Annotated in this window: 15 protein-coding genes and 2 tRNA genes; 5 read left to right on the forward strand and 12 right to left on the reverse strand. The window is 71.6% G+C overall.

Going from position 1 to position 19,554, the window contains the following annotated elements; translation table 11 throughout:
- Positions 1-138: 138 nt before the first annotated feature.
- The 4 genes from RWE79_RS13745 to RWE79_RS13760 form a co-directional block, all read right to left on the reverse strand.
- The gene (locus RWE79_RS13745; RefSeq protein WP_475940358.1) at positions 139-984 is read right to left on the reverse strand and encodes a DegV family protein; all 846 of its coding nucleotides are present in this window, start codon (positions 982-984) and stop codon (positions 139-141) included.
- 92 nt (positions 985-1,076) lie between these two features.
- A complete protein-coding gene (locus RWE79_RS13750; RefSeq protein WP_475940359.1) occupies positions 1,077-1,739 on the reverse strand; it encodes a hypothetical protein in 663 nt (220 codons plus the stop codon).
- Positions 1,740-1,829: 90 nt separating this feature from the next.
- Positions 1,830-4,688 carry a leucine--tRNA ligase gene (gene leuS, locus RWE79_RS13755; RefSeq protein ID WP_475940360.1) on the reverse strand — a complete coding sequence of 953 codons (2,859 nt, stop codon included), beginning with the start codon at positions 4,686-4,688 and terminating at the stop codon, positions 1,830-1,832.
- Between the two features lie 280 nt (positions 4,689-4,968).
- The gene (locus tag RWE79_RS13760; protein ID WP_475940361.1) at positions 4,969-6,939 is read right to left on the reverse strand and encodes a S53 family peptidase; all 1,971 of its coding nucleotides are present in this window, start codon (positions 6,937-6,939) and stop codon (positions 4,969-4,971) included.
- Between the two features lie 433 nt (positions 6,940-7,372).
- On the opposite strand from RWE79_RS13760, the gene RWE79_RS13765 reads away from it, so the two are divergent.
- Positions 7,373-8,383 carry a cytochrome b/b6 domain-containing protein gene (locus tag RWE79_RS13765; RefSeq protein WP_475940362.1) on the forward strand — a complete coding sequence of 337 codons (1,011 nt, stop codon included), beginning with the start codon at positions 7,373-7,375 and terminating at the stop codon, positions 8,381-8,383.
- The gene (locus tag RWE79_RS13770; protein WP_475940363.1) at positions 8,380-9,957 is read left to right on the forward strand and encodes an NADH-ubiquinone oxidoreductase-F iron-sulfur binding region domain-containing protein; all 1,578 of its coding nucleotides are present in this window, start codon (positions 8,380-8,382) and stop codon (positions 9,955-9,957) included. The genes RWE79_RS13765 and RWE79_RS13770 overlap by 4 nt, the downstream gene beginning before the upstream one ends.
- A 193-nt stretch (positions 9,958-10,150) precedes the next feature.
- Here RWE79_RS13770 and RWE79_RS13775 read toward each other — a convergent pair.
- Positions 10,151-10,223 (reverse strand) — tRNA-Ala (locus tag RWE79_RS13775).
- A 214-nt stretch (positions 10,224-10,437) separates the two neighbouring features.
- Between RWE79_RS13775 and RWE79_RS13780 the strand changes: the two genes are divergently transcribed.
- Positions 10,438-11,778 (forward strand): glycosyltransferase 87 family protein, encoded by a 1,341-nt coding sequence (locus RWE79_RS13780; RefSeq protein WP_475940364.1) that lies wholly within the window; start codon positions 10,438-10,440, stop codon positions 11,776-11,778.
- Here RWE79_RS13780 and RWE79_RS13785 read toward each other — a convergent pair.
- Entirely contained in the window at positions 11,763-13,214 is a 1,452-nt protein-coding gene (locus RWE79_RS13785; RefSeq protein WP_475940365.1) for an MFS transporter, read from the reverse strand. The two genes, RWE79_RS13780 and RWE79_RS13785, sit on opposite strands and share 16 nt — an antisense overlap.
- A 102-nt stretch (positions 13,215-13,316) precedes the next feature.
- Between RWE79_RS13785 and RWE79_RS13790 the strand changes: the two genes are divergently transcribed.
- The gene (locus RWE79_RS13790; protein WP_475940366.1) at positions 13,317-14,306 is read left to right on the forward strand and encodes a helix-turn-helix transcriptional regulator; all 990 of its coding nucleotides are present in this window, start codon (positions 13,317-13,319) and stop codon (positions 14,304-14,306) included.
- Between the two features lie 47 nt (positions 14,307-14,353).
- Here RWE79_RS13790 and RWE79_RS13795 read toward each other — a convergent pair.
- The 6 genes from RWE79_RS13795 to RWE79_RS13820 all read right to left on the reverse strand — a co-directional run bounded on the left by RWE79_RS13795 (position 14,354) and on the right by RWE79_RS13820 (position 18,251).
- A tRNA-Ala gene (locus RWE79_RS13795) sits at positions 14,354-14,426 on the reverse strand.
- 74 nt (positions 14,427-14,500) lie between these two features.
- A complete protein-coding gene (locus RWE79_RS13800; RefSeq protein ID WP_475945793.1) occupies positions 14,501-15,154 on the reverse strand; it encodes a histidine phosphatase family protein in 654 nt (217 codons plus the stop codon).
- Positions 15,151-15,588, reverse strand: a complete 438-nt coding sequence (gene rsfS, locus RWE79_RS13805) for a ribosome silencing factor (RefSeq protein ID WP_475940367.1) — start codon at positions 15,586-15,588, stop codon at positions 15,151-15,153. The genes RWE79_RS13800 and rsfS overlap by 4 nt, the downstream gene beginning before the upstream one ends.
- 159 nt (positions 15,589-15,747) lie before the next feature.
- The gene (locus RWE79_RS13810; RefSeq protein WP_475940368.1) at positions 15,748-17,430 is read right to left on the reverse strand and encodes an LCP family protein; all 1,683 of its coding nucleotides are present in this window, start codon (positions 17,428-17,430) and stop codon (positions 15,748-15,750) included.
- Positions 17,431-17,447: 17 nt separating this feature from the next.
- Entirely contained in the window at positions 17,448-18,050 is a 603-nt protein-coding gene (gene nadD, locus RWE79_RS13815; protein ID WP_475940369.1) for a nicotinate-nucleotide adenylyltransferase, read from the reverse strand.
- 42 nt (positions 18,051-18,092) lie between these two features.
- The gene (locus RWE79_RS13820) at positions 18,093-18,251 is read right to left on the reverse strand and encodes a hypothetical protein (protein WP_475940370.1); all 159 of its coding nucleotides are present in this window, start codon (positions 18,249-18,251) and stop codon (positions 18,093-18,095) included.
- A 93-nt stretch (positions 18,252-18,344) separates the two neighbouring features.
- Here RWE79_RS13820 and RWE79_RS13825 point away from each other — a divergent pair, with 93 nt between their 5' ends.
- Positions 18,345-19,523, forward strand: coding sequence for a M48 family metallopeptidase (locus RWE79_RS13825; RefSeq protein ID WP_475940371.1), 1,179 nt, complete (start codon positions 18,345-18,347; stop codon positions 19,521-19,523).
- Positions 19,524-19,554 lie beyond the last annotated feature (31 nt).

A 19,554-nucleotide genomic window follows, 5' to 3' on the forward strand; every position in this document is an offset into this window, starting at 1 on the left:
TCAGAGATGATCATGGATCAGAGCCTGTGGACAACCTGCCCGAACCCCAGTCCCCGCCCCCGCCCCGCGCCCCGCGCCCCCGGCCGCCGGACCTCGGCGGGCCGGCCCGGCCCGGCCCGGTCCGGTCCGCACGGGCCGTCAGTGCGGCGACACGACCGCGCCCAGCAGCCCCGGCCCGGTGTGGGCGCCGATGACGGCGCCGACCTCGCTCACCACCAGGGTGTCGAGCCCGGGAACGCGCTCCCGCAGACGATCGGCGAGAGCGGAGGCCCGCTCGGCCGAGGCGAGGTGGTGGACCGCGATGTCGACCTGGCGGCTACCGGCGCGCTCGACGACGATCTCCTCCAGCCGGGCCAGCGCCTTGGACGCCGTACGGACCTTCTCCAGCAGCTGGATGCGGCCGTCCACGAGCTGGAGCAGCGGCTTGACCGCGAGAGCCGAGCCCAGCAGCGCCTGGGCGGCGCCGATACGGCCGCCCCGGCGCAGATAGTCGAGGGTGTCGACGTAGAAGTACGCCGAGGTGTCCGAGGCCCGCTTCTCCGCCGCGGCCACGATGTCGTCGGCGGAACCGCCCGCCTCGGCGGTCTCGGCCGCGCTCAGTACCGGAAAGCCCAGGGCCATCGCGACCATCGCCGTGTCGACGACCCGCACCGGTACGGGGGCGTCCCCGGCGGCGAGCAGAGCGGCGTCGTACGTGCCGGAGAACTCGGCCGACAGGTGGAGGGAGACGATGCTGTCGGCGCCGGCCTCCGCGGCGGCACGGTAGGCGGCGGCGAACTCCTCGGGGCTGGGCCGGGAGGTGGTCACCGGCTTGCGGCGCTGAAGGGCGCGCGCCACGGCGGGCGCGGAGACCTCGGTGCCCTCCTCCAGCGCCTCGTCGCCGATCACCACCGCGAGCGGCACCACGGTGATCCGGTGCCGGGTCAGGGCCTCCTGCGGCAGGTAGGCCGTGGAATCGGTGACGATAGCGACATGGGAGGACATGTGCGGGAGGTTACCCGTGGTCGGAGGCCGAGGACAGTACGGGGCCCTTCCGTGTGATCATCGGACCGGCGCCGGGCCGCCGGTCCGGGCGATCAGACGAGCCGCTTCCTCGCCGCCTGCCCCTTGGCTCCCTTGGCTCCCTTGGTTCCCTCGGTCCGCGCAGCCGGGCCGGCGGCCGGGACAGCGGTCGGGGCAGGGGCCGGGACCTCGGAGGGGGCCCAGTGCCGCAGGGCGCCCGCCTCCACCTCGATCTCCCGGCCCAGGGCCGCCAGGTCGTCGTCGGCGAACTGCCGGGCCCGGTCCTGGGCGGCCCAGCGCAGCGAGTCCGCGGAGTGGGTGATGCGCCTGGTGCGTTCCTCGAGTTCGGGGAGCCGGGCGGCGATACGGCCCCGGTCCGGCTCGCGCTCCAGCAGCTTCAGTTCGGCGTCGAGCTGCGCGGCGTGGTCGCGCAGCCGGCTCAGCAGTCCCAGGGCCTCGGTCAGCGAGGCATCCGCGGACGCGTCGGACTCCAGCGCCTCCCGGGTGCTGCTGATCGACGCGCGCAGGCCGAGCCGGAGCTCGGCGAGCCGCCCCACCGGTCCCGGCTGGGCGACGCTGCGCGCGCGGAGCGTGGTGTCCTCGACCATGCGCCTGGCCTGCAGTCCGGTCCGCTCGACACCTCGCTTGACCGCCCGCACCGTCTTCACCGCGGCCACGACACCGACGGTCACGAGCGATGCGAAGAGCAGCAGGATCACGGTGACGGCGATTTCCACGGCGGCTCCTCAGCTCGGTGGACTACGTCCACCGTAAACGCACAGGGTGGGTCGGGGGTTCCGGGGGAACCCCCGACCCGCCCCTAAGGGTTACGTCACGATGTTGACCAGCTTGGGCGCCCGCACGACGACCTTGCGGATGTCCGCCCCGCCCAGCGCCGCGACAACGGCCGGCTCACCCAGCGCCTGGGCCTCCAGGTCGGCGTCGGAAATGCCCGGCGGAACCTCCAGGCGGGCCTTGACCTTGCCCTTGATCTGGACGACGCAGGTGACGGTCTCGTCCTGGACCAGCGCCGGGTCGGCGACGGGCAGGTCCGTGTGGGCCAGCGAGCCGGAGTGCCCCAGCCGCCGCCACAGCTCCTCGGCGATGTGCGGGGCCAGCGGCGCGACCAGCAGCACCAGCGGCTCGGCGACCGAACGCGGGATCGGGCCGCCCGACTTGGTCAGGTGGTTGTTCAGCTCGGTGAGCTTGGCGATGGCGGTGTTGAAGCGCAGCCCGGCCAGATCCTGGGTGACGCCGTCGATCGCCTTGTGCAGCGCGCGCAGCGTCGCCTCGTCGGGCTCGGCCCCGGTCACCGTGATCTCGCCGGTCGCCTCGTCGACGACGTTGCGCCAGATCCGCTGCAGCAGCCGGTACTGGCCGACGACGGCCCGGGTGTCCCAGGGCCGGGACACGTCCAGCGGGCCCATCGCCATCTCGTACAGGCGCAGCGTGTCGGCACCGTACTCGGCACAGATCTCGTCGGGCGTGACGGCGTTCTTCAGGGACTTGCCCATCTTGCCCAGCTCGCGCCTGACGGCCCGGCCCTGCCAGAAGTACCCGCCGTCCCGCTCCTCGACCTCGGTGGCCGGGACCGGGAAGCCGCGGTCGTCGCGGTAGACGTAGGCCTGGATCATGCCCTGGTTGAACAGCTTGTGGAACGGTTCGACCGAGGACACATACCCCAGGTCGAACAGCACCTTGGACCAGAAGCGCGCGTACAGCAGGTGCAGTACGGCGTGCTCGGCGCCGCCGACGTACAGGTCGACGCCGCCGTGCGGCCGGCCCTCGCCCGGGCCCATCCAGTACTGCTCGATCCCGGGGTCGACCAGCTTCTCGCTGTTGTGCGGGTCCAGGTAGCGCAGCTCGTACCAGCAGGAACCGGCCCAGTTGGGCATGGTGTTGGTCTCCCGGCGGTACGCGCGCGTGCCGCGCCCGTCGCCCAGGTCCAGCTCGACGTTGACCCAGTCCTCGTTGCGCGACAGCGGGGTCTCGGGCTCGGTGTCCGCGTCGTCCGGGTCGAAGGTGCGCGGGGAGTAGTCCTCGACCTCGGGCAGCTCCAGCGGCAGCATCGACTCGGGCAGGGCGTGCGCGGTGCCGTCCTCGTCGTAGACGATCGGGAAGGGCTCGCCCCAGTAGCGCTGGCGGCTGAACAGCCAGTCGCGCAGGCGGAAGTTGACGGTGCCCTCGCCGATGCCGCGCTGCTCCACGTAGGCGATGGCACGGCGCTTGGCCTCGGCGACGTCCAGGCCGTTCAGGTCGATCTCGTCGTTGGCGGAGTTGATCGCCGGGCCCTGGCCGGTGTAGGCCTCGCCCTCCCAGCCCTCGGGCGGCTGCACGGTGCGGATGATGGGCAGTTCGAAGACGGTGGCGAACTCCCAGTCGCGCTCGTCCTGACCGGGGACGGCCATGATCGCGCCGGTGCCGTAGCCCATCAGGACGTAGTCGGCGACGAAGACCGGGATCTTCGCACCCGTGAGCGGGTTTACCGCGTGGGCGCCGCTGAAGACGCCGGTCTTGTTCTTGCCCTCGGTCTGCCGCTCGACGTCCGACTTGGAGGCGGCCTGCTTGCGGTACGCCTCGACGGCCTCCGCCGGGGTGCTCGCACCGCCCGTCCAGGCCTCGCGGGTGCCCTCGGGCCAGGTGGCCGGGACAACGGCGTCGACCAGCGGGTGCTCGGGGGCCAGCACCATGTAGGTGGCGCCGAACAGGGTGTCGGGGCGGGTGGTGAAGACGGTGATCTTCTCGGCGGAGCCGGCCGGGCCCTCGACCGCGAAGTCGACGCGCGCGCCCTCGCTGCGCCCGATCCAGTTGCGCTGCTGCAGCTTGATCGCCTCGGGCCAGTCCAGGGCGTCCAGATCGGACAGCAGGCGGTCGGCGTAGGCGGTGATGCGCATGTTCCACTGGCGCAGGTTGGCCTTGAAGACCGGGAAGTTCCCGCGCTCGGAACGGCCGTCGGCGGTGACCTCCTCGTTGGCCAGCACGGTGCCCAGGCCGGGGCACCAGTTGACCGGCGACTGGGAGGCGTACGCCAGCCGGTGGCCGCCCAGCACGTCCTCGCGCTCGGCGGGGCTCAGCGAGGCCCAGTCACGGCCGTCCGGGGTGGGGCGTGAGCCGTCGGCGAAGGCGGCGATCAGCTCGGCGATCGGGCGGGCCCGGCCGGCGGCCTCGTCGTACCAGGAGTTGTAGATCTGCAGGAAGATCCACTGGGTCCACCGGTAGTAGTCCGGGTCGATGGTGGCGAACGACCGGCGCTTGTCGTGGCCCAGGCCCAGCCTGCGCAGCTGGGCCTTCATGTTCTCCATGTTGGCCTCGGTGGACACCCTGGGGTGGGTGCCGGTCTGCACCGCGTACTGCTCGGCGGGCAGGCCGAAGGCGTCGAAGCCCAGGGTGTGCAGCACGTTGTGGCCGGTCATGCGCCGGAACCGGGCGAACACGTCGGTGGCGATGTAGCCCAGCGGGTGGCCGACATGCAGTCCGGCACCCGAGGGGTACGGGAACATGTCCATGATGAAGGCCTTGGGCTTGGCCAGCTCGCCGTCGCCCGCCAGGTCGCCGCTGGGGTTCGGGGCGGCGAAGGTCTGCTCCGCGTCCCAGAAGTCCTGCCAGCGGTTCTCGATCTCGGCGGCCAGCGCAGCCGTGTAGCGGTGGGGCGCAGCCGTCTCAGCGGCGGAGGTGGTCTCGCTCATCGTCCTCGGTACTCCATCGATGTGCCTGCGGAAATTCCTGCGGAAACGAAAAAACCCCTCGCACAGGAGGGGACGCCGCCACTGACTGGATCCTTGGCCGATCCTTGGCCGATCCTCGTCAGCGCGGCCCGCTAAGCAGAAGGCGTACGGCACGCATGGCCCCAGGTTACCGCAGAGCGGGAAGGGCCCGCACCGAGGTATGCACCTCGGTACGGGCCCGTGTCGCCCGGCGATCGCCCGGCGATCACCTGGCGATCACCTGGTGATCACCGGTGATCACCTAGTGCCGGTGGCCGTGCCCGTGGCGCACGAACGACTTGAGGTAGCCGCTCGCCGGGCTGCCGACGCCGGTGGCGTCGTCGTAGCCGACGACCGCGGACAGCGAGCTGTCCCGGCCGAGGCTGCGCAGCGAGGTGATGGTGCCGTCGGCGGCGTCGAGGCCGTTGGCGTAGTCGACCCGGACCACGGCCATCCGCTTGCCCGCGCCCAGCGGGAAGTCGGTGACGTCGTGGTAGGCCGAGGTGCCGTACTTGTTGTAGATCGACGGGTTGGCGAAGCCGATCGGCACGCCGCCCTGGGCCTGCTGGGCGAGCGCCTGGACGGCGGCGAAGACCGGCGAGGCGAGCGAGGTGCCGCCGATGCGGTACTCGCTGTACTGCACCGAGCCGTCCGGGAAGGTCTGGCTCTGGCCGACCAGGAAGCCGGTCTGCGGGTCACCGACGGCCGAGACGTCCGGGATGACACGCTGCTTGGTCGTGCCGCCGTTGGCCAGGGCCAGCGAGTCGGGGACCACACCGCGCTGGTAGAACGGCTGGTCGTAGATCTTGCTGGTGCCGCCACCGCCGCCGTACGAGTACGTGCCGGGCAGCGAGGCCCAGCTGGTGCCGTCGGCGGAGAGCAGCGACTTGGTGGTTCCCCAGCTGGTTTCCCACTTGTAGTTGTCGCTCTTGCCGACCGCCAGCGAGGTGCCGCCGACCGCCGTCACCCAGGGGGAGTTGGCGGGCGCGTCGGCCTGCACGGTACCGGTGTTGGCGAGTTCGTCGCCGTTGTCACCGGAGGAGAAGTAGAAGCCGATGCCCTCGACCGCGCCCTGCTGGAAGATCGCGTCGTAGAGCGGGGCCGCCGAGTCGTACTCCTCGGCCTCGCCCCACGAGTTGGAGACGATGTCGGCGAGCCGGTTGTCGACGATCTTGGTCAGCGAGTCGAGCAGGTCCTCGTCCGTGCAGGACGCGGCGCCGACGTAGGTGATGTCGGCCTTGGGCGCGACCCCGTGCACGGCCTCGACGTCGAGGGTCTCCTCGCCATACCAACCGGAGGCGTCGCACTCCTCGGTGTACTGGTACGAGTCCGGGTTGACCTGGGTGAGCTGGCCCTTGGCGTAGCCCGCGTCACCGTTCTTGGCCGCGTAGGTCTTCGCGTCCTTGGCGATGTACGGCGAGGCGTAGGCGTCGGTGATCGCGACGGTGACGCCCTTGCCGGTGTTGGCCTTCTTCGCGCCGTAGGCCCCGCGCAGCTGGGTGCCGGTGTAGCCCTTGACCGCGTACGGCTGCTTGGAACCGTAGGCGGACGGCAGGCTGCTCGCGGTCTTGGAGCCGTAGTACGAGGAGAACGGCCCGGAGTTCTTGAAGACCGCGCTCGGGCCGGGCAGCGTGTCGTCGTGCTTGACCACGTGCGGGGCGTTGTCCAGGCCGGTGACGGTCAGGACCGCGCCGTCCAGGGATGCGGGCGCGGAGGCCGTCTTCGAGGGCGCGCGGTAGGTCTTGCCGCCCTTGCTGTAGTTGTGGAGCGAGGTGCTGAACGCCTTCTCGGCGTCCGCCACCTCACCGGTCACCGTCACATAGCGCGAGGTGGTGCCGGTCACGGTCAGGCCGGAGGACTTGAGCCAGGCCTTGACCTCGGTGACCTGCGCCGCGGTCGTTCCGAAGCGGGCCTTGGCCTGCTTCGCCGTGAGGTACTTGCCGTACAGGCTCGAACTCGGGTCGGACACGGCCTTGGCGTAGGCCGCCAGGCCGTCGGCGTCGCGGCCTGCCAGGTAGACCCGGGCGGTGACCTTCTTGGAGTCGGCGGTGGTTCCCTTGTCGGCCTTGGCCGTTGCCCAGGCGGGCTTGGTGCCGCTGAGCGCGTCGCGGGTGTGGGCGGCGGTGTCGGCCTGGGCGCTGGGTATTCCCATCGCCAGCGCACCGGCGGCCAGCGGCAGCGAAGCCGCCAGGGCCAGTCCGGTACGCCGTTTTCTGGAGCGTGAAGAGCTCATCAAACCCCCTGCGAGACGGATCGTCAGGGCGTCACTCTTACGGTGAACTGTTCATGCCAGAGGAATGGAATTGCCAAGAAAGCCCCAAGTGGCCACTTGGGAGCACATCTGAGGGAAAACCCTGCACCCCTCCCCCGGCCGGCGATCCCCTCGACCGGCCCCCGGTCGGCCGCCGGCACAGCCGCGGTTCACGACCGGTTCGACCCCCCGCCCAAACCGGCACGATTCCGCATGCTGATCCGACCAACGTTAGCAGTTCGTAATGACCCACACGCGAGGTTGTTTAAAACCCTCACACTCACGGGTGGTCCTGCATAGCGTCTTGCGCATGCGCCCCCTCCCTCAACGTTCGAACTCCCGCCGCGGGAGCCGCCCTCTTGCGCAAGAGCAAAGCGGCGACGCTCCCCGTCCCGAGGCTCTCCGTTCGTCCCCCTTGCCCCGCCTGCTCGCCGTCGGTGTCGTCGGCGCCCTGCTGATCGCCCTCGGCGCCACCGCGAGCGGGGAGTTCCTCGTCTTCCTCGACTTCGGTGTCGGCGTGCTCTGCCTGGTCTCACTGACCTCGACCGTCATCTGGGGCCTGGTCTCCACCGACGAGCTCATTCTCGGCCCGCGCCAGCGGATCATGACGCAGGGCATCCACCGGGGGTTGGGTGTCGCCGCTGTCTGCTTCCTCATCGTGCACATCTCGGTCAAGGTCTCCGAGGGCCATGCCACGCTGTTCCAGGCCTTCGCGCCGGCGGGCCTCACCGGACAGGCGTTCCTCATCTTCCTGGGCACCTTCGCCTCGTACACGATGATCCTCGCCGCCGTGACCGGCGCGCTGCGCAGCGCGTTCGCCGAGCGCCGCCACCCGGTGCGCTGGCGGATCCTGCACTGCACCTCGTACGCCTCCTGGTGCACGGCCCTGGTGCATGGGCTGAGCGCCGGACGCGCGGCCAAGACCCAGTTCGTGGTGATGTACGTCCTCGCTCTGGTGGCGGTCGCCATCGCGCTGATCATCCGCCTGCGCGCGACGCGCGGCCAGAACCTCTTCCAGTCCCGCCCCTCCGCGTCGGGCACCGGCGGCCTGAGCCCCCAGGGGAGCCGCAACCGGTCCCGCCGCGCCGAGCCCAACCGGCGCAACGACGGTGTCCCGCTGGCGTACACCGACCCGCTGCCCCCGCTGCCGAACTTCCCACCCGTCGCCCCGCCCGCGGACTCCCTGGCCGGCCTGCCGCCGGTCTACGCGCAGCCGCTGGCCTCCGACGCCACCGCGCAACTGCCTCCCATACCGGACCAAATGCCCCCTTATTACGAGACCCCGCCCTACGGAACGCAGATGCCGCCCCAGGTGCCGTACGGTGAGTCCGCTGATGTGAGTGCCGACCGGCTCCAGCCGGTCAACTGGCAGCAGCCTTCTCAGGCCCAGTCCCCGGGCCCGTACTACAACGGAGGCCAGCGATGAGTCCCCGCCCCGACAACCTGCCGGCCGTCCGCGGAGCCGCGACCGGCAGCGGCGACGTGCTGCCCGAGGTCCGCGCCGTCGGACTGCCGCGGGTCACCGCGGGATTCGACGAGGTCGAGCGCCTCGACCGGGTCACGCACTTGTCGGTGCACGGTTCCATGCCCTCCGGCATGACCGAGAGCGAACTGACCGATCTGGCCGAGCTGATGTGCCTGCGCGGCAAGGGCGGCGCGGGCTTCCCGTTCCACAAGAAGCTCAGCTCCGTCGCGGACAACGTGCGGCGCTCCGGCGTACGGCCGGTCGTCGTGGTCAACGGCTCCGAGGGCGAGCCCGCCTGCCGCAAGGACGCGACGATCCTGCGCAGGGCGCCCCATCTGATGCTGGACGGGGCCCTGCTGGCCGCCGAGGTGATCGGCGCCTCGCAGCTGATCGTCGCCGTCACCCGCGACACCAACGAGGCCTCGGTGCGCGACGCGATGGCCGAGCGCGGCCTCGGCGACCGGCGCGGCAAAGCGCTGCGGGCCCGTATCGTCCGGATGCCCGAGCGCTTCGTGTCCGGCGAGTCCTCCTCGATCATCTCCGCCGCCAACGGCGGCACCCCGCTGCCGCCCGGCCGCAAGGTGAGCGCCAGCGAGGCCGGCGTCGACGGCGCCCCCACACTCTTCTCCAACACCGAGACCTTCACCCAACTCGCCATCGGTGCCCGCCTCGGCGCGATCCGCTACGGCTCGACCGGCGTCGCCGGCGAGCCGGGCACCGCCATGCTCACGGTCTCCGGATCGGTGCCCCGCCAGATGGTCGTGGAGTGCCCGACCGGCGTGCCGATGTCGTACATCCTGCAGATGTGCGGCGCCGGAGTCGGCCAGGGTGTCCTGGTCGGCGGGTACCACGGCGGCTGGATCGACCCGTCGGTCGCCTCCATGGTCACCATCGCCCGCGAGAGCCTGGAGGCCCACAAGGCCACGCTCGGCGCGGGCGCGCTGCTGCCGCTCGACCCGGGACTGTGCCCGCTCGGCGAGTCCCTGAAGGTCGCCGAGTGGCTGGCCGGCGAGACGGCCGGCCAGTGCGGGCCGTGCAAGCTCGGACTGCCCGCGATGGCCTCGCTGCTGCGCGACGTCCTCAACGGCGGCGGCCAGGGCGCCCTGGAGGAGCTGCGCAAGGTCGCGATGGGCGTGAAGGGCCGTGGTGTGTGCAAGCACCCCGACGGCTCGATGCGCTTCGTCATGTCCTCGATCGGCGCCTTCACCGACGACCTGGCGGCACACGTACTCGGCGGCGGCTGCGGCCGCCCGGTCAAGGGCGTCATGCCGCTGCTCGGCTCCGAGCCCATCGGCGGCAAGGGCGGCGGCGCCGGCTCCGGCCCCTCCAACCAGAAGCTCGTCGTGGACTGGACCCTGTGCAAGGGTCACGGCCTCTGCGCGGGCATCCTTCCCGAGATCGTCCGCCTGGACCGCAACGGCTACCCCGACATCGCCGGCACCCGCGTCCCCAACCACCTCACCGGCCAGGCGCAGCGCGCCGTACGGCGGTGCCCGGCGCTCGCGCTGCGCGTGGAGGAGGCGGGCCGTCGGTAGCCCCCGCCGCGCACCGCGCGGAACAGACCGGAGCGAGCCCTGACCGCACTTCACGCGGTCGGGGCTCGTCGGCGTCCGGTGGCCCCGCGACCGAGTGATCCAGGAGCCCGGAAGTCCGGAAGTCCGGAAACCCGGAAACCCGGAAACGACGAGGCCGGTAGGTGTCCTCGGACACCTACCGGCCTCGTACTTGTGGAGCTACGGGGATTCGAACCCCGGACCTCTTGCATGCCATGCAAGCGCTCTACCAACTGAGCTATAGCCCCGCGCGCCGTCTGCCCGGGTCTCCCCGGCGACTCCGCATACATTACGGGCTGCTCCGGGGTTTGGCCAAATCCGTTTCCGGGGAGGCGCGCGAGGCGGCGACGCAACCTCTTCGTTCCCTGTGGGCGTCAGGGTGCTTGAAGGTAGTGTCGGGCACCTGTGCCCCTTACACCGTCCTCATCGCGCCATTCAACCGGACCACAGGAGCCGCGCACCGTGACCGCGACGCAGCCGATCGCCGACCCTCTTCTCCTCAGGGCGGCGCGGACCTTCATCGTGCGACGCCCCACCCTGGTCGCGGCCCTGGTGTGCGGGCTCTCCTTCACGGGGTTCTGGCTGGCGCAGCGCGCCGCGCACGTCACGATGCTCGACGTCATGGTCTACCGGGCCGAGGGCTGGACCGTGCGCACCGGCGCCGACCTGTACGACATGCGGGCCACCGCGGCCCGGCTGCCGACCACGTATCCGCCGTTCGCCGCGCTGCTGTTCATCCCGCTGACCTGGGTGGGCGTCGGCACCATGCGCACGGCGGCCACGCTGGGCAACCTCGGTCTGCTGGTGGCGCTGGTGCATCTGTCGCTGCGGCTGCTCGGCCGCCCGGCGCGGCTGCCGCGCGCGGCGGTGACCCTCGCGGTCTCCGCCGGCGCGGTGTGGTGCGAGCCGGTGTGGACGACGCTGCGGTACGGGCAGATCAATCTGCTGCTCGCCGTCCTGGTGCTGTGGGACCTGACCCGGAGGGCGGACCACCGCTGGGCGGGGGCCGGCATCGGGATCGCCGCCGGGATCAAGCTCACCCCCGCGCTGTTCGCGGTCTTCCTGGCGCTCGCGGGGACCGCCCTGGCCGTACGGCGCCTGCGGCGTGGCGGCCGTGGCTGGAACGTGCACCTGCGGCGGGCCGCCGTGGCGGCCGGCACCTTCACGGGCACGGTGGCGCTGGCCGCGGTGGCGGTGCCGCACGACTCCAGGCGCTTCTGGACCGAGATCATGTTCGCCGCCGACCGGGCCGGCAACGGCGAGGACACCGCCAACCAGTCGCTGCGCGGCGTCATGGCCCGCGCGCTGCACACCGGCGATCCGGCGAGCTGGTGGCTGCTGCCGGCCGCCGCGGTCGCCTGCGCGGGCCTCGCGGTGGCGGTCGGCGCGCTGCTGGCCGGTGACCGCCTGCCGCACAACGCCGCCTGGGCCGCCGTCTCCTGCGGGGTCACCGCGCTCATCGTCAGCCCGGTCTCCTGGTCCCACCACTGGGTCTGGGCCGTCCCGATGGTGCTGCTGCTCGCCACGGAGGCGGTACGCCGGCACGACCGGCGGTGGACGGCGGGGGCGGTCGTGGCCGGGCTGCTGTACTGCTCGTTCGCCCTGTGGCTGGTCCCGCACGCCACCGGGCACCGTGACGAACTTCACCAGTCCGTGGGCCAGATGGCGCTGTCCGCCCTCTACCCGGCCGGGGGCGCGGTGTTCCTGGTGGTCGCCGCCGTGGTCACCGTCCGGGCCTGGCGCCGACGGCCGCCCGCCCGGTACCCGGCGTCGCACCCGCGGTACGCCTACGCCGCCCGCTGACCACGGCGGCGGAGCCCGCCCACGACCGCGCCGGCCACCGCTGCCGCCGTGAGCGCGGCGGCCGTCACGGCCATCGCGTGCGCCGAGGGGTGCGGGCCGGCCACCGCCAGCCGGTTCAGGAACAGGGTGCCGAAGGTCGCGACGCCGATGAGCTGGCCGAGCTGGGTGACCGTGGCCAGCAGCCCGCTGGCGTCGGCCGCGTCGGCGGGGGCGACCTGGCCCAGCGCCTGTGTCAGCGGCGGGCCGAAGCCGCAGCCGAGACCGGCGCCCAGACCGGCCAGTGCCGTCAGCACCCCCGCCTCGTGCTGCCCGCCGTCGCGCAGGACCAGCCCCAGCCCGGCCAGCGAGACCGCCGCGAGCAGCAGCCCGGCGGGGGCCAGTACGCCGTGCAGGCGGTGCGGCAGCCGCCGCCAGTAGAGGCCGACCAGCCCGAAGGTCACCGCGGCGGCCGCGAACGTCAGGCCGGTGTGCAGGGCGCTCTCGCCGAGCCCGCTCTGCAGGTGCAGCGCGAAGGTGAACAGGAAACCCGCGTTGACCGCCATGGTGAGCCCGATGACGGTGGCGGCCCGCCCCATACCGGGCGCCCGCAGCACCCGCGGGGAGACCAGCGGGGCGCCCCCGCCACGGGCTAGCCGGGCCTCCAGCGCCACGAAGGCCGCGAGGAGCACCACGCTCGCCGCCAGGCAGATCCAGCCCCACAGCGGCCAGCCCTCCTCCTGCCCCAGCACGAGCGGCACGGTGAGCAGCGTGACGGCCGCGCCGAGCAGCACCAGCCCCGGCAGGTCAAGTCCGCGCCGCCGCTCCGGCTCCCCGGGCCGGTCGCGCGGGATCACGCGCGGGGCCAGCAGCAGCATCGCCAGCCCGATGGGCACATTGACCAGGAACACCGGCCGCCAGCCGGTCCCGAACAGGTCCGCGCTGACCAGCACCCCTCCCAGCGACTGCCCCAGCGCCGCGCCGGAGGCGAGGACCGCGGCGTACACGCTCAGCGCCCGCAGCCGCCGTTCGCCCGTGAAGTTGCGCTGGATGAGGCTCAGCACCTGCGGGATCATCAGCGCGGAACCGGCCCCCTGCACGACCCGGAAGCCGGTCAACTCCCCGGTGGACGAGGCGAGTCCGCAGGCCAGCGAGGAGGCCGTGAACAGTGCCAGCCCGGCGAGGAAGGCCCGGCGATGACCCAGGAGGTCGCCCAGCCGCGCGCCGGTGATGAGCAGCACGGCGTACGAGACGGTGTATCCGGCGACGACCAGTTGCAGCCCGGCGCCCGAGGCGTGCAGGTCGGTACGGATGGTCGGCGCGGCGACATTGACGATGAACACGTCGAGAAGGGCCATGAACTGGCCGGTGAGGATGATGCCGAGCAGCAGCCCGGCGGGTGGCCGGCGGACGGTGCCGGTCCGGCCGGAGGCCGTCGGGCTGAGAACGGAGTTCGTCATGCCGCCGAGCCTGACGGCGGCCCGGTACCCGTGCCGAGAGCCCCGTGACACTGGTACCGGCAGCACCTGGCGCGGGGTCCGGACCCGGGGCACGATGAACGCATGCCCGAGCGCCGCAACGAACTCGCCGCCTTCCTGCGCAGCCGCCGCGCCCGGATCACCCCTGCGGACGTGGGCATGCCGCCGGGCCTGCGGCGCCGTACGCCGGGGCTGCGCCGCGAGGAGGTCGCCACGCTGTCCGGGGTCGGCGTGACCTGGTACACCTGGCTGGAGCAGGGCCGCCCGATCAACGCCAGCGTCCAGGTCCTGGACGCCGTCGCGCGCACGCTGCGGCTGGACGTCACCGAGCGGCAGCACCTCTACCGGCTCGCCGGGGTGCCCTTCGTCGCGGACGACATCCCCGACGCCGAGCCGGTCGGCGCGGAGGTGCAGGGCATCATCGACTCCCTCGACCCGCTGTGCGCGGTGGTCTACAACGCGCGCTACGACGTCCGGGCCAGCAACGCCGCGTACCGGGACCTGTTCCCCGCGGTACGGATCGCCGGGCGCCGCGACTCCAACGTACTGCTGCGGCTCTTCACCGGGCCGCCCTGCTGCTCGGCGTTCCTCAACCGCGCCGAGGAACTGCCCCGCATGGTGGCCCAGTTGCGCGGCTCGTACGGGCGCCATGTGGGCGAGCCCGTCTGGGAGTCCTTCATCGAGCGCATGATCCGCGAGAGCCCGGAGTTCGACCGGATGTGGGCCAGCGGCGACGTGGCCCCGGCGGGGCGGCGGATGAAGCTCATCCAGCACGCCTCGGTGGGCCACATCCGGCTGACGTCCGTCTCGCTGGCCATCGACGGCATGCCCGAGCACCGCATCGTGGTCTACACCCCCATCGACGAGGAGAGCCGGCTGCGCGTCGCCCGACTGCGCGGCATGGACGACCCGTTGCTCGGATGCCCGGTACACGCCCGCCCGCTCTCGCAGATCGCCCGCGAGAACGCCCCCGCGGCAGACCCCGCGGCAGTCCCGGCGCTCTCCCGGCGGCTGGTCCCGCGGCTCCGTGCCCGGCCTGTCCAGCACCCTCCGGCACAACGACGAGGCCGGTAGCTCTCCGCGTTTCCCGCGGACACCTACCGGCCTCGTTCTCGTACTCGTGGAGCTACGGGGATTCGAACCCCGGACCTCTTGCATGCCATGCAAGCGCTCTACCAACTGAGCTATAGCCCCGCTGTTCCCAGGGCTTTCGGCCCGGTGAACGAGTAGAAGCTTAGCCGGTCACAGCCCGAATCCCGAAATCGAGGTCAGTCGTCGTCGCCGAGCACCGGCTCGGGCAGCGAGCCCGCGTTGTGCTCCTGAAGACGCCAGCCGCGCGCCCCCTCGGACAGCACCGACCAGCAGCAGTTCGACAGGCCGCCGAGCGCTTCCCAGGTGTACGGATCCAGGCCGAGCAGCCGCCCGATGGTGGTGCGGATCGCCCCGCCGTGGCTGACGACGACGAGGGTGCCGCCGTCCGGCAGCTTGTCGGCGGCGGCGAGGACGACCGGGGCGGCCCGGTCGGCGACCTCGGTCTCCAGCTCGCCGCCGCCGCGCCGCACGGGCTCGCCGCGCTTCCAGGCCGCGTACTCCTCGCCGAAGCGCCGCGTGATCTCGTCGTGCGTGAGGCCCTGCCACTCGCCCGCGTAGGTCTCCCGCAGGCCCTCGTAGTGCGCCACGTCAAGGCCGGTGAGGGCGGCCAGCTCGGCCGCGGTGTGCGCGGCGCGCCGCAGGTCGGAGGCGATGACCGCGTCCGGCTTGAGGGCGGCGAGCAGCCGGGCGGCACGCTTGGCCTGCGCGAGACCGGTCTCGGTGAGGGGAATGTCGGTAGTGCCCTGGAAGCGGCCTTCGAGATTCCACGCGGTCTGGCCGTGCCGCCACAGCACCAGCCGGCGGCCGCGGCCGCGGAGCTGCCCGTTCAGTTGAAGTCCCCGTCCTCGTCGGCCGCCGCCAGGGAGCGGGCGTGCTCGGTGGCCTTGCCACGGGTCGCCAGCGCGTCCTCGGGCAGGTCGAGCTCCGGGCAGTCCTTCCAGAGCCGCTCCAGGGCGTAGAAGACCCGCTCCTCGGAGTGCTGGACGTGGACGACGATGTCGACGTAGTCGAGCAGTACCCAGCGCGCGTCGCGGTCGCCCTCGCGGCGGACCGGCTTGGCGCCCAGCTCCTTGAGCAGCCGCTCCTCGACCTCGTCGACGATGGCCTTCACCTGGCGGTCGTTGGGCGCGGAGGCCAGCAGGAACGCGTCCGTGATGGAGAGGACGTCGCTGACGTCGTAGGCGATGATGTCGTGCGCGAGCTTGTCGGCGGCCGCCTGCGCGGCGTTCTTGATGAGCTCGATGGAGCGGTCCGTGGCGGTCACAGGTGAGGCTTTCGGATCGGGGACGTCTGTGTATCCAGGGTCTCACGGTCCACGGACAGTCTCCGACGGGTTATCGGCGGCGCGGCGGCGCCGGGTGCGGGTTCGCGGGGCTGTGCCGCCGCCCCGCACCCGGGGCGGCGGCACAGCGCGGGCGCACACTCAGCCCTTGTAGTCCGTGCCGAGTACCACGGTGATGTCGGCGTTGGACGCGCTCTTGCCCTTCTTGACCACCTTGGCGGCCAGGCCGAGGGTCTTGGCGACCTCCTGCGCGTCGGCCTTGCTTCCGGCGTCGGCGTACAGGACCTGCGAGGCGGCCTGGACGGTGCCGGTGCCGGCCGGTACGTAGGTGTAGCCGGCGTTGACCACGGCCGCCTGCGCAGTGAGCGTGGCGCCCTGGTCACCGGTGGCGTTCTTGACGCTGATCCGCGGTATGCCGGAGACGCTGTTGTTGGTGACCGTGCCGCCGAGGACGTCCTTGACCACGCTCTGCGTCGCCTTCGCGCTGAGCGTGCCGTCGGTCTGCACCGGCAGCGCGGCCGTGGAGTACGCCCCGGTCTTGGCCTGCTCGGCCAGGGCCGACAGGCTGGCTCCCAGCTCCTTCTCCTTCAGGGAGGGGTCCGGGATGGCGTTGAGCGTCTGGATCGTCTTCACGCCCAGGCTCGTGCTGCTGGGGAACTTCTTCAGCAGCCCCTCGATGACCTGCCCGAAGCGGATGAGCTGCTTGGCCTGCGCCTCGCCGCTGCCCCGGTAGGTGGCGTACGCGACCGCCGCCTTGCCGTTGAGCTCCTGGTCCTTGCCGGCCTTGACCAGGGTCTTGCCCTTGGACTTCACGGTGGCGTCGGTGTCCACGATGATGTCGCCGAGCGAGTCGACGAGGAGCTCCAGATACGGCGTGTCGAGCCGCCAGGTACCCGCGATACGGGTGCCGAGGAGGTTGTCCAGGCCTTCACGGGTGGGGGTGGCGCCGTCGTCCACGACGGACTTGGCGAGGGTGGTGGCGTCACCGTCATCGGTGCTGACGGCAAGGGAGTTGGGCAGCAGGACCGTCGTACCGCGCTTGGTCGTGGAGTTGCTCACCAGCAGCGCCGTCGAGGTCTCGTCGCTGTCGACCGGCCGCAGGTGGAGCACGATCACATCGCGCTTCTGGGCGCCGCTCGCCGTCGTGCCGGTGGTCTCGGTGGCGCCGAACCCGGGGAGTTTCCCGGCCTGCCAGAGGTAGCCGACGCCGCCGACCGCCACCAGCGCGAGCACCACGACCAGGCCGACCACGCGGTTACGGCCGCGGCGCTTGCGCTCGTCACGCCGCTCGGTGCGGGACTCGGTGAACTTCAGCCAGTCGATGACCTCTTCGGACTCCTCGTCGTCCTCGTCGACGAAGGCGAACTGCTCGGTCCCGTAGTCCTGACCGGGGCCGGGGCCGGGGGGTGCGGGGGGCGCCTCCCCGTAGTGCGGCGGGGCCGGGGCCGCCTGCGGCTGGGCCTGCGCGGGCTGCTGCTGCGGCTGCGGCGGCTGCTGCTGCTCGTACTGCGGGTACTGCTCGTACTGCTCGTACTGCGGCTGCTGGGGGATGTAGCCCTGGTACTGCTGCTCCTGCGGGTAGTACGGCTGCTCCGCATAGCCCTGCTCGGGCTGCTGGTACTGGTCCGGCTGCTGGGGCTGGGGCTGGGCGTACGGGTCGTAGCCGTACCCGCCGTCGCCGTAGGTGTACTGCTCCTGCTGCTCCTGCTGTTGCTGCTGTCCGTAAGCGTCCTGCGACGGGGAGTGCCGGGGCTGGGGGTAGGGGTCCTGCGGATACGGCTCCTGTCCCTCGGCGTACTGCCAACGAGGGTGTGCGTCGTTCACGTGGACCCCTCCACCGGTTACCGGTACAGCCTGCGTTTGTCGATGTAGCGCACGACGCCGTCGGGCACGAGATACCAGACCGGATCGCCCTTGCCCACCCGGCCCCGGCAGTCCGTCGAGGAGATCGCCAGCGCGGGGATCTCGACCAGCGAGACCCCGCCCTCGGGGAAGCCGGGGTCGGCCAGCGTGTGGCCGGGGCGCGTCACGCCGATGAAGTGCGCCAGCGAGAACAGCTCCTCGGCGTCGCGCCAGGAGAAGATCTGGGAGAGGGCGTCGGCACCCGTTATGAAGAAGAGGTCGGCCTCGCCGTGCTCGGCGGCCAGGTCCCGCAGGGTGTCGATGGTGTACGTACGCCCCGGCCGGTCGATGTCGATCCGGCTCACCGAGAACTGCGGGTTGGACGCGGTGGCGATCACCGTCATCAGGTAGCGGTCCTCGGCGGGCGAGACCACCTGGTCGCTCTTCTGCCACGGAGTGCCGGTCGGTACGAAGACCACCTCGTCGAGGTGGAACAGACTCGCGACCTCACTGGCGGCCACCAGGTGACCGTGATGGATGGGGTCGAACGTGCCACCCATCACGCCGAGCCGCTTCTTCACCGGCTGTGCCTGCTCTCCCATGCGTGCAGAGCCTACTTGCACTTGCCGGGGGCGCTACCCGCTTCAGCGGTCCCTGTTGAAACGCGTAGTAATCCAGAGCAGGAGAAGCAGGACGAACAGGGCGCCACCACCGGTCAGCAGCGGGTTGAGGCTCTCGTGGTTCACATTGCCGGACTCGCTCTCGGCGAGGGTGGCGAGGGCAGCGGCCGCGTATGAAGTCATGGGCGACATCGTACGGGCGGGCCCGGGGGAACTTCGCGCGGGCTTCGCGCGTCCTCAGTGTGTACCGATTGGCAATCAGGGGGTCAGGCCAATATGTCCGAGTCGAACGGTCCGAGCGGTTCGAACGAGCCGAACAATCTGCCGGGGCGCACCCGCCGCCGCTTCCCGGGCATCTCCTCACGGACGTACGAGCACCCCGCCGACCGTTCGGCCCTGGTGGCGCTGCGCAAGCTCACCGGTTTCGACACGGTCTTCAAGGCGCTCAGCGGCCTGCTCCCCGAGCGCAGCCTGAGACTGCTCTTCCTCTCCGACTCCGTCCGGGTGAGCGACCAGCAGTTCTCCCATCTCAACGACATGCTGCGGGACGCCTGCTACATCCTGGACCTGGAGAAGGTCCCCGCGATGTACGTGACGCAGGATCCGCAGCCCAACGCGATGTGCATCGGGCTCGACGCGCCGATCATCGTCGTCACCACCGGCCTGGTGGAGCTTCTCGACGAGGAGGAGATGCGGGCCGTCGTCGGGCACGAGGTGGGGCACGCCCTGTCCGGCCACGCGGTCTACCGCACGATCCTGCTCTTCCTGACCAACCTGGCGGTGCGGGTGGCGTGGATCCCGCTGGGCACGCTGGCGATCATGGCGATCGTCACCGGGCTGCGCGAGTGGTTCCGCAAGTCCGAGCTCTCCGCGGACCGGGCCGGACTGCTGGTCGGCCAGGATCTGCGGGCCTCGATGCGCGGTCTGATGAAGATCGCCGGTGGCAACCATCTGCACGAGATGAATGTCGACGCGTTCCTCAAGCAGGCCGAGGAGTACGAGTCCGCCGGCGACCTGCGCGACTCCGTACTCAAGATCCTCAACGTGCTGCCGCGCACCCACCCCTTCACCACGGTGCGGGCCGCCGAGCTGAAGAAGTGGGAGGCCGGCCGGGACTTCCAGCGCATCATGGACGGCCACTACCCGCGGCGCGACGACGACAAGGACGCCTCGGTCTCCGACGCCTGGAAGGAGTCGGCGAACCATTACGCCGAGACGGTGAAGAGCAGCAAGGACCCGCTGATGCGGCTGATCACCGACATATCCTCCGGTGCCGGGGATCTCGGCGGGAAGCTGCGCGACCGGTTCACCGGGGCGTCGTCCACGACGGGCTCCGGCTCCAGCCAGCAGGACTCGTCTTCGCCGGGCTCGCAGTCGTCCGACTCGCCGTCGTCCGACTCGCCGCCGCAGGACTCGCCGCCGTCGTCCGGGTCGTCCGGGACGCCTGAGGACTGATCCGGACCTCGGGAGCCAGCACCCCGCAGAC

The sequence above is a fragment of the Streptomyces sp. RLA131 genome (assembly GCF_056270125.1).

Bases quoted from the DNA above. Each gene is read 5' to 3' on its own strand.
- RWE79_RS13745 (WP_475940358.1), bottom strand. From the start codon at position 984: ATGTCCTCCCATGTCGCTATCGTCACCGATTCCACGGCCTACCTGCCG.
- leuS (WP_475940360.1), bottom strand. From the start codon at position 4,688: ATGAGCGAGACCACCTCCGCCGCTGAGACGGCTGCGCCCCACCGCTAC.
- RWE79_RS13760 (WP_475940361.1), bottom strand. From the start codon at position 6,939: ATGAGCTCTTCACGCTCCAGAAAACGGCGTACCGGACTGGCCCTGGCG.
- RWE79_RS13770 (WP_475940363.1), top strand. From the start codon at position 8,380: ATGAGTCCCCGCCCCGACAACCTGCCGGCCGTCCGCGGAGCCGCGACC.
- RWE79_RS13785 (WP_475940365.1), bottom strand. From the start codon at position 13,214: ATGACGAACTCCGTTCTCAGCCCGACGGCCTCCGGCCGGACCGGCACC.
- RWE79_RS13790 (WP_475940366.1), top strand. From the start codon at position 13,317: ATGCCCGAGCGCCGCAACGAACTCGCCGCCTTCCTGCGCAGCCGCCGC.
- nadD (WP_475940369.1), bottom strand. From the start codon at position 18,050: ATGGGAGAGCAGGCACAGCCGGTGAAGAAGCGGCTCGGCGTGATGGGT.
- RWE79_RS13820 (WP_475940370.1), bottom strand. From the start codon at position 18,251: ATGACTTCATACGCGGCCGCTGCCCTCGCCACCCTCGCCGAGAGCGAG.
- RWE79_RS13825 (WP_475940371.1), top strand. From the start codon at position 18,345: ATGTCCGAGTCGAACGGTCCGAGCGGTTCGAACGAGCCGAACAATCTG.